This is a genomic window from Pseudomonas sp. 2VD, assembly GCF_005503585.1.
Classification (GTDB): domain Bacteria; phylum Pseudomonadota; class Gammaproteobacteria; order Pseudomonadales; family Pseudomonadaceae; genus Pseudomonas; species Pseudomonas aeruginosa.
In genome coordinates this window covers 14,368-27,405 of sequence record NZ_SCND01000010.1, presented here as the reverse complement: position 1 = coordinate 27,405, position 13,038 = coordinate 14,368, and the positions used below count along the sequence as shown (strand labels likewise).

Annotated in this window: 9 protein-coding genes; 7 read left to right on the top strand and 2 right to left on the bottom strand. The window is 64.5% G+C overall.

What is annotated here, in order from left to right; translation table 11 throughout:
* Positions 1–83 precede the first annotated feature (83 nt).
* From FFS27_RS02115 to tadA, 4 genes are all read left to right on the top strand, one after another.
* Positions 84–1,913, top strand: a complete 1,830-nt coding sequence (locus tag FFS27_RS02115; protein ID WP_225030862.1) for a chromosome segregation protein SMC — start codon at positions 84–86, stop codon at positions 1,911–1,913.
* 23 nt (positions 1,914–1,936) lie between these two features.
* Positions 1,937–2,674 carry an HNH endonuclease gene (locus FFS27_RS02110; protein WP_124291410.1) on the top strand — a complete coding sequence of 246 codons (738 nt, stop codon included), beginning with the start codon at positions 1,937–1,939 and terminating at the stop codon, positions 2,672–2,674.
* 400 nt (positions 2,675–3,074) lie between these two features.
* Entirely contained in the window at positions 3,075–4,472 is a 1,398-nt protein-coding gene (locus FFS27_RS02105; RefSeq protein ID WP_023100853.1) for a multicopper oxidase family protein, read from the top strand.
* A complete protein-coding gene (tadA, locus tag FFS27_RS02100; protein ID WP_003092697.1) occupies positions 4,463–5,011 on the top strand; it encodes a tRNA adenosine(34) deaminase TadA in 549 nt (182 codons plus the stop codon). Before FFS27_RS02105 ends, tadA begins: the two co-directional genes overlap by 10 nt.
* 86 nt (positions 5,012–5,097) lie before the next feature.
* On the opposite strand, the gene FFS27_RS02095 is transcribed toward tadA, so the two are convergent.
* Positions 5,098–5,337 (bottom strand): hypothetical protein, encoded by a 240-nt coding sequence (locus FFS27_RS02095; RefSeq protein WP_152959661.1) that lies wholly within the window; start codon positions 5,335–5,337, stop codon positions 5,098–5,100.
* Between the two features lie 62 nt (positions 5,338–5,399).
* Between FFS27_RS02095 and FFS27_RS02090 the strand changes: the two genes are divergently transcribed.
* Complete coding sequence (locus FFS27_RS02090) at positions 5,400–6,656, top strand: aromatic amino acid transport family protein (RefSeq protein WP_003092694.1); 1,257 nt, start codon at positions 5,400–5,402, stop codon at positions 6,654–6,656.
* A 125-nt stretch (positions 6,657–6,781) separates the two neighbouring features.
* Positions 6,782–7,366 (top strand): DUF2239 family protein, encoded by a 585-nt coding sequence (locus tag FFS27_RS02085; protein WP_003092691.1) that lies wholly within the window; start codon positions 6,782–6,784, stop codon positions 7,364–7,366.
* Positions 7,367–7,380: 14 nt separating this feature from the next.
* Here the strand turns inward: FFS27_RS02085 and mltF are convergent, their stop codons facing one another.
* Complete coding sequence (mltF, locus tag FFS27_RS02080; protein WP_003104806.1) at positions 7,381–8,853, bottom strand: membrane-bound lytic murein transglycosylase MltF; 1,473 nt, start codon at positions 8,851–8,853, stop codon at positions 7,381–7,383.
* A 286-nt stretch (positions 8,854–9,139) separates the two neighbouring features.
* On the opposite strand from mltF, the gene purL reads away from it, so the two are divergent.
* Entirely contained in the window at positions 9,140–13,036 is a 3,897-nt protein-coding gene (purL, locus tag FFS27_RS02075; RefSeq protein ID WP_137951922.1) for a phosphoribosylformylglycinamidine synthase, read from the top strand.
* Positions 13,037–13,038 lie beyond the last annotated feature (2 nt).

The following is a 13,038-nucleotide window of genomic DNA, read 5'->3' as shown; positions in this document are numbered from 1 at the left end:
GCCTCACTCCGCCGGCACAGATGCATGAGCCACGTTTATGGGTGAGGCGGCTGGTGATATGGGAGAAACCTGGAGAGCCGCCCTTGCGGGATGTTCCATTACGTCCAGGCCTGAACATCGTCTGGACGCCGGACGACAATGGCATCGGTCATGGCGGGGGCAAGACCTTGTTCTGCAGGCTGCTGCGCTATTGCCTGGGCGAGGACAAGTTTGCTCCCGAAGATCAGCGCAATGGAATCGGTTCGGCATTCCCCAACGGATGGGTTGGCATGGAAGTCGTGCTGGATGGCACCTGTTGGGCCGTTCTTCGCCCTTTGGGCATCCGGCGGCGGCATTTCGCGGTACTGGATGGCAATCTCGATGAGCTTGTTCTCAGCGAAATGCAGGCCACGGGCCTGTCTCCGTTGCTCAACGCCATCGAAGAGAATCTGCTGACTCCCGGCGTCAGAGATCTGATCGCTGGCAAGAAACAAGGGCATCAGGCCTGGCAGATTGCCTTGGCGCTGTTGAGTAGGGATCAGGAATGCAGATTCGACCATGTTCTTGAATGGCGATCCTCGCTATCCGACTCGGAGTCGCCGGCGCGGGGGTTGAATCGAACCGAGAGGCTGGAGGCACTGCGAGCCCTGTTGAACGCCATCGACCCCTCCGAACAGACGCTCCGTGTAGACATCGCCGCGATGAGCGAGTCGAGCCGCAGCCAGGAGCAGGAAATAGGCCACCGTGCCTGGGAAATCCGCAAGCTGAGAAAGCAGCTTCTGGAAGTGCTTGGCGTTACGGACGATGAACTTGCGCAGGGCACCCTGGGTGTCGAAATCCTGCGTCGAGCGGCGCAGGAGCGGTTGGCAGCGCAAACCCAGTCCAGCGGTGCGGGCGCAACTCCGGATATTGATTCCGTGCGGCAGGCGCACGAAAACGCCCAAGCTGAGGTGGCAAGAATCCAGGCTGATATCGGAAGGCAAGAGGTTGTGATACCAGCTATCGAGCGTGCGATATCCGCGATCAAGGGCGAATATCCGGCATTGGCCTACTCGTTCAAGGAAGCGGAGAATTATCCTTGTCCCATTTGCGAGGTACCCATTGACCGCGTTCTGGCGAGCCAATGCGGATTGTCACACAAGGTTCCAGATGTGGAGGCTTGCAAGGCTAGGCTGGAGAGCGGTAGCAAGGCACTGGAGGATGAACAGGATCGCCTCCAATCTGCCCAATCCCTGCTGAAACAATTAAAGCCGGAGCTGGCATTGGCGAAACAGGACGCAACGCGCAGGGAGCAGTATTACCAGAACCTGCTGAAGCTTCGCGAGCAGCGCGATGGGGCGTGGTATGCCGCGCGCAAGGCAGCGGACGATGTCGAGCGCCTGGCCTCGCTGCTCGAACAGCAGCAATCTGCCGAAGCCCGCCTGGACAGGCACCAAACCGAGATTGAGCAAGCGCGGGAGCGGATCGCGGCACTGCAAAGTCAGAATGCGACCGCTTTCTCGAAGCTTGCCCAGAAGTTCGACCCGATCATTCGACGTTTGGTCGGACCTGAAGCCAGCGGCGAAATCCGATTGACCGGAAACGGGCTGAGCCTAGTTGTCCAGATGGGCGGAGATCGTTCGACATCGGCCATCGACTCGTTGAAAGTCGTGGCCTTCGATCTTGCGACCCTGTGCATGAGCATCGAGGGTGACACGAGACTCCCGGCTTTCCTGCTTCATGACAGCCCACGTGAAGCCGACCTTGGGCTCGCTTTGTATCATGGCCTATTTCATCTTGTACATGAACTGGAAGAGCTCGGATCGGCCCCACTGTTTCAGTACATCGTGACGACCACCACCCCGCCGCCGCAAGAGTACGCACAGGCGCCTTGGGTCGCCATGCAACTACGGGGCTCTCCCGCTTCTGATCGTCTCCTGAAACGAGATCTTTGAGAGCAAGAGTGATGTCGAGCGAAATGGAACTGCCCACCCTTGTCGTCAAAGCCTTAACCGACAGCGGCTACGATTTGCTCTCCACCGCCGAAGACGGCTGGTTTCTGGCTGGAATCAGTGGAACCTCCATCCGAGTGGCTGTGCGTGTCTCCGGGCAGGGGGTCTTGCTCGCGGGGCCAGAATCCAACGCGATGGGGCGTATCGGCCTAATCTCTGCAACACAACAGCCACCATGCGGTATGGCCAGTGCAGGCTTAGCCCAAGATGCTGCCCAGCTCTATGAGGTGCTGCGCGTTCTTCACTCCCTGCAAACGCATCCAGCCTCGGTCTTGACGGCCAAGGTGGAAGCGCGACTAGCTGCGATCCCGGCGACGGAGCGCACTAGCGAAGTACGCCAGCGCATAGGGCAAGACGTCTTTCGAGAAGCCCTGCTGGAACTCTGGGAAGGGCGTTGCGCCCTATCAGGTAGCGACTTGCCACTTTCCCTGCTGCGGGCCAGTCATGCCAAACCCTGGTCGCTGGCTGACGATAACGAAAGGCTAGATCCGTTTAATGGCTTACTGTTGGCTGTTCACTACGATGCTCTGTTCGATCAAGGTCTAATCACGTTTGATGATGAAGGACGTCTAATAGTTTCCCATTTGCTATCTTCAGAAACACGGAAGGTAATGCATCTAGATGGCGTTACACGGCTGCGCTTTGTCCTTCCCGGCCACAGAGACTATCTCAATTTTCATCGTCTCAGGGTTGCGAGCCTGTAATGATGGGGGCTGCTTTCTCAGGGCTTAGCGAACGTAGCTTGCTCGATGAAGTTGGAGTAACATTTTTTCCGATTGATAATGGTTTTGAAAGAGTTGCTGGTCCGTAAGTCGCTCCATACCCGCGCCGATAAAAGGTGCGCGGTTTTGACGGTAGAAGTGACGGTAGAGACCCTTGTCAATTACAGAAAATCCTTTTAACTACGCGGGATTACGGGATCTGTTGATGATCGAGTGGGGATCGGCTCGCGCCGATGAGAGGAAAGGGCAGCTTCGGCTGCCCTTTTCGTTTGCTCCGGATCAGCAAAGAGGCAGTTGCACGGAGCGATGGCTCGCCTTCGCGGCTGGGAAATGAGAAAATCTATCATTTCCCAGCCGCAGTACCCGCGAAGGTGAAGGCTCCATGACATTTACCCGTAGACAAGTGCTCGGCGGCCTCGCCGGGCTGGCGGTGGTCGGCCTCGGCCTCGGCGCCGGCGGCGCGCGCCTCTGGCTGGCGCGTCCGCAGGTGGCGCAGGAGTACGACTACGAACTGATCGCCGCGCCGCTGGACCTGGAGATCGTCCCGGGCTTCAGCAGTCCGGCGCTGGCCTATGGCGGCCAGTGCCCCGGCGTGGAGTTGCGGGCGAAGCAGGGCGAGTGGCTGCGGGTGCGCTTCACCAACAGGCTGGACGAACCGACCACCATCCACTGGCACGGCATCCGCCTGCCGATCGAGATGGACGGCGTGCCGTACATTTCCCAGCCGCCGGTGCAGCCGGGTGAGAGCTTCATCTACCAGTTCAAGACCCAGGACGCCGGCAGCTACTGGTACCACCCGCACCTGATGAGCAGCGAGCAGCTCGGCCGCGGACTGGTCGGCCCGCTGATCATCGAGGAGCGCGAACCCACCGGGTTCCGCCATGAGAAGGTTCTCTGCCTGAAGACCTGGCACGTGGACGAGCAGGGCGCCTTCACCCCCTTCAGCGTGCCGCGCCAGGCCGCGCGAGAAGGCACCCGCGGGCGCTATTCGACGATCAACGGCAAGCATGTGCCGACCATCGACCTGCCGGCCGGGCAGATCGTCCGGGTGCGCCTGCTGAACGTCGACAACACCGTCACCTACCGTCTCAACCTGCCCAACGGCGAGGCGAGGATCTATGCCATCGATGGCCATCCGGTGGAACCACGCGGCTTCGAGGGGCAGTACTGGATCGGTCCCGGGATGCGCCTGGAGCTGGCGCTGAAGGTGCCGGAAGCGGGCACCGAGCTGTCCCTGCGCGACGGGCCGGTACGCCTGGCGACGATCCGCAGCGTGGCCAGCGCCGAGGCACCTGCCGGCGACTGGCCGAAGCCGTTGCCGGCGAATCCGGTGAGCGAACCGGACCTGGCCAATGCCGAGAAGATCGGTTTCCGTTTCGAGTGGGTCGGGGCGATGTCCGATACCAGCGGCAAGAATCCCTATCCGTCGTTCTGGCAGATCAACGGCAAGGCCTGGGAAGGCGGCGAGGAGCACAAGCACAACGCGCCGCCGCTGGCCAAGCTCAAGGAAGGCCAGAGCTACATCTTCGAGCTGCGCAACATGGCGCAGTACCAGCACCCGATCCACCTGCATGGGATGGCCTTCAAGGTGCTGGATTCGGATCGCCGGGAGATCATCCCGTACTTCACCGACACCTACCTGCTGGGCAAGAACGAGACCGCCCGCGTCGCGCTGGTGGCGGACAATCCGGGCCTGTGGATGTTCCACTGCCACGTCATCGACCATATGGAGACCGGCCTGATGGGGACCATCGCGGTCGGCGAGGCCTGGTGCGGGTGACTAAGCTGATCAGCAACGGCAAGGGCTACCCGACGGTAAAAGGCGTGCGTCCGATCATCGATCGCAGCCGGGACCCGCATTTCATGCGCGAGGCCCTGGCAGAGGCGGAAAAGGCCGCGGCCCTCGGCGAAGTGCCGGTGGGCGCGGTCCTGGTGCGCGAGGGCGAGATCATCGGGCGGGGCTTCAACCGGCCGATCAGCAGCCACGATCCCAGTGCCCACGCCGAAATGCTGGCGATCCGCATGGCAGCGGCGGAGGCGGGCAACTACCGGCTGCCAGGCAGCACCCTGTATGTGACCCTGGAACCCTGCAGCATGTGTTCCGGACTGCTGGTGCACGCACGCATCCAGCGCCTGGTGTACGGCACGGTCGAGCCCAAGTCGGGCGCAGTGGAAAGCCGTGGGCGATTCTTCGAGCAGGAGCATCTCAACCATAGGGTCATGGTCGAGGGCGGCGTGCTGGCGGAAGAATGCAGCCAGGCGCTCTCGGCGTTCTTCCGCGCGCGGCGCGAAGCGGCGAAGAAGCCTCGCGAAGACTGACGGATGTTTCTCTTTTCGAACGCTCCGGCTGAAACGTTAAAGCACGCCCTGGCGCCTTCCTCTCCTTCAAAAGCCATCTGCATCAATTATTTATCCGGATATTTCGGACGATCGGCATAGGCGTAAAGTCGTAGTCGCCGCGCGCTTCCTTCGTCGAATTGTGTGATATTTTGCACGGCCGCTTGAGCAAGCGGCCCGCAGGCAATGGCTTCAGGTGAGAGCGAGCCCGCCTGCGGATACCCCCGCCGGACCGCGCAGCCGAAAAGCGCGGCCGGTCCGGAGGCGTCCGCGATTCCCGGCCCTGCATTGTCCTCGAAGAAGGCCATCGGTACGGCGGTCCTGGCCGCCTCCCGCACAATGCCAATTCGAAATGCAGGGAGTTGTTGTCATGAGTGATACCCGGGTCCAGCAGTATCAGGATCACGCCGGGGCGGAAGCCGTCGATTCCTCGGGACTGGAGGTCAAGCGCCTGACGTTCCTCGAGGCGGTGGCGATGATCGTCGGAACCAACATCGGCGCAGGCGTGCTGTCCATGGCCTACGCCAGCCGCAAGGCCGGCTTCATGCCATTGCTGCTCTGGCTGGCGGTGGCCGGCCTGTTCACCACCATTTCCATGCTCTACGTCTCGGAAACCGCCCTGCGTACGCGCACCCACAACCAGTTGAGTGGCCTTGCCCAGCGCTATGTCGGCTCCTTCGGCGCCTGGGCGATTTTCCTGTCCGTGGCGGTCAACAGCATCGGCGCACTGATCGCCTATATGAGCGGCAGCGGCAAGATCCTCAGCGCCTTCTTCGGCATCAGCCCGGCCCTGGGCAGCGTGCTGTTCTTCATTCCGGCCGCCGGCGTGCTGTACCTGGGACTGAGCGCCATCGGCAAGGGCGAGAAGTTCATCAGCATCGGCATGGTCAGCATGATCCTGATCCTGGTGGCGGCCACCCTGCTCAACGACAATACCGAGTTCGCTCGCCTGCTCGAAGGCGACTGGATCTACATGGTCCCGGTATTCAACATCGCGGTGTTCTGCTTCTCCGCCCAGTACATCGTCCCGGAGATGGCCCGTGGTTTCAGCCACGCCCCGGAGCGCCTGCCGAAGGCGGTGATCACCGGGATGCTGACCACCTTCGTCCTGCTCAGCATCGTGCCGCTCTCGGTGATCGCCCTGACCGGCCTGGAGAACCAGTCCGAAGTCGCCACCCTGGCCTGGGGCAAGGCGCTCGGCGAATGGGCCTTCTTCACCGCCAACACCTTCGCCCTGTGCGCCATGCTGACGTCCTACTGGGGCCTGGGCGGTAGCTTCCTGACCAACATCTTCGACAAGTTCCACAAGCTCGGTCCGGAGAACCGGCCGAAGACCCGCCTGCTGGTGCTGGCGATCGTCGCACTGCCGCCGTTCGTCCTGGCCTACAGCGGGCTGGTCGGCTTCGTCAACGCGCTGTACTTCGCCGGGGCCTTCAGCGGGGTGATTCTCTCGATCATGCCGATCCTGATGCTGCGCTCGGCGCGCAGGAACGGCGACTTCGAGCCGGCCTGGAAATGCGGCTGGATCGCCCATCCGGCGATCCAGGCGGTGATCGTGACGATCTACCTGGCCAGCGCCGCCTACGCCATTTGCAGCGCCATGAACCTGCTGCCGGCCGGCTGGTAGGTCATCGCTGCCGGAAGAGGCCGCCATTAGGCGGCCTTTTTCATGGGATTTATTTTATCCGGATAATATTGTCGCTCTATTTATATCCGGGTATTATTCGGGCGTTCCATCCATGGGAGCCTGTCATGGCCAATGATCCATACATCCAGTCCTTCACCTGCTTCGACGGCACGCGCCGGCTGCTGACGGCGGCGCTGCCGGAGGTTGCGCTGGCCTTGAAGCAAGCGGTCGCCGGCGGTGCTGCCGGGCCGCTGCTGGTGTTCGACAATGCCACTGGGCGCTCCGTCGATCTCGATATCCGCGGTTCCAGCGAGGACCTGCTGGCGCGCCTGGTCGGCGCAGGCGAGCGGCAACCGGCGGAGGAGGCCGCGCCGCGCGGGCGCGGGCGGCCGAAGCTGGGCGTGGTGGCGCGCGAGGTGACCTTGCTGCCGCGCCACTGGGAATGGCTCGCCGCGCAGCCCGGGGGCGCCTCGGTGGCGCTGCGCAAGCTGGTCGAGGAGGCGCGCCGCAGCCAGTCCGGGCGTGCGCGGCAGGCGCAGGAGCGCGCCTACCATTTCATGAATGCGATGGCCGGCGACCTGCCGGGCTTCGAGGAGGCGACGCGGGCGCTGTTCGCCGGGGATCGCGAGGGCTTCGCCGAGCGGATCGCCGGCTGGCCGACCGATGTGCGCGAGCACGCCGCCTGGCTGGCAAGCGACGGAGAATCCTGAGGGGAGGGGGGCGGCTAGAGTTTCTCGTCGCCGCTGTCTTCTTCCGGGCGCGTCTTGTTCACGCCGGGCAGGTGCAACCCGCTCTCGGCGATCTGGCTGCCTTCCATCTGCGGCTGGGTCACCCAGGTGAGGATGTCGTAGTAGCGCCGCACGTTCTGTACGAAGTGCACGGTCTCGCCGCCGCGCGCATAGCCGTAGCGGGTCTTGGCGTACCACTGCTTCTGCGCCAGGCGCGGCAGCATCTTCTTCACGTCCAGCCACTTGTTCGGGTTGAGGCCTTCCTTCTCGGCCATCTTGCGCGCGTCTTCCAGGTGCGCGCCGCCGATGTTGTAGGCGGCCAGGGCGAACCAGCTGCGGTCCGGTTCCTTGATGCTCTCGGGCAGTTCGCTGCGGATCTGCACGAAATACTTACTGCCGCCCTGGATGCTCTGCTTCGGGTCGAGCCGGTTGGACACGCCCATCGCCTGGGCGGTGCGGTTGGTCAGCATCATCAGGCCGCGCACGCCGGTCTTGGAGGTGGCGCCGGGCTGCCACAGCGATTCCTGGTAGCCGATGGCGGCGAGCAGGCGCCAGTCGGTATCCAGCTGCTTGCCGCTCTGCTTGAAGTGGCTTTCGTAGCGCGGCAGGCGTTGCTGCAGGTGCTGGGCGAAGGTGTAGGCGCCGACGTAGCCGAGTACGTCGACATGCCCGTAGTAACGGTCCTTCAGGCGTTGCAGCAGGCCTTCCTTCTTGGCCTGGTCGAGGAACGCGTTGACCTCGTTCATCAGGCTGTCGTCGTCGCCCCCCGGCAAGGCCCAGGCCAGCCCGCGGGCTTCGCCGAAATCGAAGGCGACGCGGACGTTGGGGAAGTACACCTGGTTCATCGCCAGTTCGTTGGAGTCGACCAGGGTCAGGTCGATGTCGCCGACGTCGACCATGCGCAACAGGTCGACCACTTCGACAGCATCGGATTCTTCGTACTTCAGTTCGGGATACTGCTTCTTCAGCTCGGCGAGCTGCTCCGCGTGGCTGCTGCCCTTGAGCACCATGATGCGCTTGCCGACCAGGTCTTCCGGGCGGGTCGGGCGCTGCTGGCCGTTGCGGTAGATGATCTGCGGGGTGACGTCGAGGTAGGTGTGCGAGTAGCGCACGCTGGCGTCGTCTTCGCGTCCCGGGGTCAGGCCGGCCGCGGCGAGCGCCGGGCCGCCCTCGCGGGAAAGCTGGGCATAGAGGTCGTCGAGGTTGTCGGCGGTCTCGATCTTCAGCTCGACGCCGAGACGCTCGGCGAAGCGCTTGGCCAGTTCGTATTCGAAGCCGGTTTCGCCGTTGCGGTCCTGGAAGTAGGTGGCCGGGCTGTTGCGGGTGATCACGCGCAGTACGCCCTCCTTCTGCACGCGCTCCAGGGCGGTAGGGGCTTTCGCCTCGCTACAGCCCGCAAGCAGCAGAAAGATGCCGGTCGCCAACAGCCAGGCGGCGCAACGTAAGCGGTACGCGGTCAGGGCAAACATCGGCGCAGTATACGCAAAGGCGAGACGGCGCCATATCTCGACAGCCGGGACCTTCTCTGCTATCGCCGGGATACCGTTCGTCCGCCGTTTCGCTTGCCCCGTCGCAGAGCGCTGCGGCGCCGTTCTCGAAGTGCTTCGAAGCGGGCCGCCGCGGATCCGATGGAGGGCTATGCGATAGCCATCGGCGCGGGTGCCGCCGGACGGTGCTTTACGGTAGAATGCACGGCCTCTGCGGGCCGGCCCGGCCGGCCCCCACACCTTCCCGTCTCCAGAGGCTGTTCCGACAATGCTGATCCTGCGCGGCGCTCCCGCCCTTTCCGCTTTCCGCCACGGCAAACTGCTCGAGCAACTGACCCAGCACGTACCTGCCGTTACCGGGCTGTACGCTGAGTTCGCGCATTTCGCCGACGTCACCGGCGCGCTCACTGCCGACGAGGGGCAGGTGCTGGCGCGGCTGCTGAAATACGGCCCGAGCGTGCCGGTGCAGGAGCCCAGCGGCCGGCTGTTCCTGGTGGTGCCGCGCTTCGGCACCATCTCGCCGTGGTCGAGCAAGGCCTCCGACATCGCCCGCAACTGCGGCCTGGCGAAGATCGACCGGCTGGAGCGCGGCATTGCCTACTATGTGCAGGGCGAACTTTCCGAGAGCGATGCCCAACAGGTCGCCGCCCGCCTGCATGACCGCATGACCCAACTGGTGCTGGACCGTCTGGAAGGCGCCGCCGAGCTGTTCAGCCATGCGCAGCCCCGCCCGCTCACCGCCGTCGACGTGCTTGGCGGCGGTCGCGCAGCGCTGGAGAAGGCCAACGTCGAGTTGGGCCTGGCCCTGGCCGAGGACGAGATCGACTACCTGCTGAAGAGCTTCGGCGAACTGGGGCGCAACCCGCACGACGTCGAGCTGATGATGTTCGCCCAGGCCAACTCCGAGCATTGCCGGCACAAGATCTTCAATGCCAGTTGGGACATCGACGGGCAGGCCCAGGACAAGAGCCTGTTCGGCATGATCAAGAACACCTACGAGATGAACCGTGAAGGCGTGCTGTCCGCATACAAGGACAACGCCGCGGTCATCGTCGGCCATGTCGCCGGGCGTTTCTTCCCCGATCCGCAGACCCGCGAATACGCCGCCAGCCGCGAGCCGGTGCAGATCCTGATGAAGGTGGAGACCCATAACCACCCGACCGCCATCGCGCCGTTCCCCGGTGCCTCCACCGGTTCCGGCGGCGAGATCCGCGACGAGGGCGCCACCGGCCGCGGCGCCAAGCCGAAGGCCGGCCTGACCGGCTTCACCGTGTCCAACCTGCAGATCCCCGGTTTCGAGCAGCCCTGGGAAGTGCCCTACGGCAAGCCCGAGCGCATCGTCACCGCGCTGGACATCATGGTCGAGGGCCCGCTGGGCGGCGCCGCGTTCAACAACGAGTTCGGCCGTCCGGCGCTGACCGGCTACTTCCGTACCTTCGAGCAGAAGATCGCTACCCCTCACGGCGAGGAAGTGCGCGGCTACCACAAGCCGATCATGCTCGCCGGCGGCATGGGCAACATTCGCGACGAACACGTGCAGAAGGGCGAGATCAGCGTCGGCGCCAAGCTCATCGTCCTTGGCGGCCCGGCCATGCTGATCGGCCTGGGCGGCGGCGCCGCCTCTTCGATGGCCACCGGCGCCAGCTCCGCCGACCTCGACTTCGCCTCGGTGCAGCGCGACAACCCGGAAATGGAGCGACGTTGCCAGGAAGTGATCGACCGCTGCTGGCAGCTCGGCGAGCGCAACCCGATCAGCTTCATCCATGACGTCGGTGCCGGCGGCCTGTCCAACGCCCTGCCGGAACTGATCAACGACGGCGGCCGCGGCGGTCGCTTCGAGCTGCGCGCAGTGCCCAACGACGAGCCGGGCATGAGCCCGCTGGAAATCTGGTGCAACGAGTCGCAGGAGCGCTACGTGCTGTCGGTGGACGCCGCCGACTTCGAGACCTTCAAGGCCATCTGCGAGCGCGAGCGCTGCCCGTTCGCGGTGGTCGGCGAGGCCATCGAGCAGCGCCAGCTGACCGTCGCCGACAGCCATTTCGACAACAAGCCGGTGGACATGCCGCTGGAAGTCCTGCTCGGCAAGGCGCCGCGCATGCACCGCGCGGTCACCCGCGAGGCCGAGCTGGGCGACGATTTCGACGCCGCCGGGCTGGAGCTGCAGGAAAGCGTCGAGCGCGTCCTGCGCCATCCCGCCGTGGCCAGCAAGAGCTTCCTGATCACCATCGGCGACCGCACCATCACCGGGCTGGTGGCCCGCGACCAGATGGTCGGGCCCTGGCAGGTGCCGGTGGCCGACTGCGCCGTCACCGCCACCAGCTTCGACGTCTACACCGGCGAGGCCATGGCGATGGGCGAACGTACCCCGCTGGCGCTGCTGGACGCCCCGGCTTCCGGACGCATGGCCATCGGCGAGACGGTCACCAACCTGGCTGCCGCGCGTATCGGCAAGCTGTCCGACATCAAGCTTTCCGCCAACTGGATGGCCGCCGCCGGCCACCCCGGCGAGGACGCGCGCCTGTATGACACGGTCAAGGCCGTGGGCATGGAACTGTGCCCGGAACTGGGCATCACCATCCCGGTGGGCAAGGACTCGATGTCCATGAAGACCCGCTGGCAGGACAATGGCGAGGACAAGAGCGTCACTTCTCCGGTCTCGCTGATCGTCACCGGCTTCGCCCCGGTCGCCGACGTGCGCCAGAGCCTGACCCCGCAACTGCGCCTGGACAAGGGCGAGACCGACCTGATCCTGATCGATCTCGGTCGCGGCAAGAACCGTCTCGGCGGCTCGATCCTGGCCCAGGTCCACGGCAAGCTCGGCCGCGCCGTGCCGGACGTCGACGACGCCGAGGATCTGAAAGCCTTCTTCGCGGTGATCCAGGGGCTCAATGCCGACGGCCATATCCTCGCCTACCACGACCGTTCCGACGGCGGCCTGATCACCAGCGTGCTGGAGATGGCCTTCGCCGGTCACTGCGGCGTCGAGCTGAACCTCGATGCCCTGGCCGATAGCCGCGAAGAGTTGGCGGCCGTGTTGTTCAGCGAGGAACTGGGCGCGGTGATCCAGGTTCGCGAGGGCGCCACTCCGGAAGTCCTCGCGCAGTTCAGCGCCGCCGGTCTCGACGACTGCGTGGCGGTGATCGGCCAGCCGGTCAACGGCTACGAGATCAACCTGAACTACAACGGCGAGATCGTCTACAGCGCCCAGCGCCGCATCCTGCAACGCATCTGGAGCGAGACCAGCTACCAGATCCAGCGTCTGCGCGACAACGCCGACTGCGCCGAGCAGGAGTTCGACGCGTTGCTGGACGAAGACAACCCCGGGCTGTCGATCAAGCTCAGCTACGACGTCAACGACGACATCGCCGCGCCCTACATCAAGAAGGGCGTGCGGCCGAAAGTGGCGATCCTCCGCGAGCAGGGCGTCAACGGCCAGGTGGAGATGGCCGCGGCGTTCGACCGCGCCGGCTTCGCCGCGATCGACGTGCACATGAGCGACATCCTCGCCGGGCGGGTCGACCTGGACGCCTTCAAGGGCCTGGTGGCCTGCGGTGGCTTCTCCTACGGCGACGTGCTCGGCGCCGGCGAGGGCTGGGCCAAGTCGATCCTCTTCAACGCCCGCGCCCGCGACGGCTTCCAGGCCTTCTTCGCGCGCAAGGACAGCTTCGCCCTCGGCGTCTGCAACGGCTGCCAGATGATGTCCAACCTGCACGAGCTGATTCCCGGCACCGAGTTCTGGCCGCACTTCGTGCGCAACCGTTCCGAGCAGTTCGAGGCGCGGGTGGCGATGGTCCAGGTGCAGGAGTCGTCGTCGATCTTCCTGCAGGGCATGGCCGGTTCGCGCCTGCCGATCGCCATCGCCCATGGCGAAGGCCATGCGGAGTTCGAGTCGGAGGAAGCGTTGCTCGAGGCCGACCTTTCCGGCTGCGTGTCGCTGCGTTTCGTCGACAACCACGGCAAGGTCACCGAAGCCTACCCGGCCAACCCCAACGGGTCGCCGCGCGGCATCACCGGGCTGAGCAGCCGCGACGGCCGGGTCACCATCATGATGCCGCACCCCGAGCGGGTGTTCCGCGCCGTGCAGAATTCCTGGCGTCCGGACGACTGGCAGGAAGACGGCGGCTGGCTGCGCATGTTCCGCAACGCCCGGGTCTGGGTGGACTGATC

Excerpts from the sequence above, each read along its gene's own strand:
- FFS27_RS02110 (WP_124291410.1), top strand. The coding sequence starts at position 1,937 with ATGGAACTGCCCACCCTTGTCGTCAAAGCCTTAACCGACAGCGGCTAC.
- FFS27_RS02105 (WP_023100853.1), top strand. The coding sequence starts at position 3,075 with ATGACATTTACCCGTAGACAAGTGCTCGGCGGCCTCGCCGGGCTGGCG.
- FFS27_RS02095 (WP_152959661.1), bottom strand. The coding sequence starts at position 5,337 with ATGGCCTTCTTCGAGGACAATGCAGGGCCGGGAATCGCGGACGCCTCC.
- FFS27_RS02090 (WP_003092694.1), top strand. The coding sequence starts at position 5,400 with ATGAGTGATACCCGGGTCCAGCAGTATCAGGATCACGCCGGGGCGGAA.
- FFS27_RS02085 (WP_003092691.1), top strand. The coding sequence starts at position 6,782 with ATGGCCAATGATCCATACATCCAGTCCTTCACCTGCTTCGACGGCACG.
- mltF (WP_003104806.1), bottom strand. The coding sequence starts at position 8,853 with ATGTTTGCCCTGACCGCGTACCGCTTACGTTGCGCCGCCTGGCTGTTG.
- purL (WP_137951922.1), top strand. The coding sequence starts at position 9,140 with ATGCTGATCCTGCGCGGCGCTCCCGCCCTTTCCGCTTTCCGCCACGGC.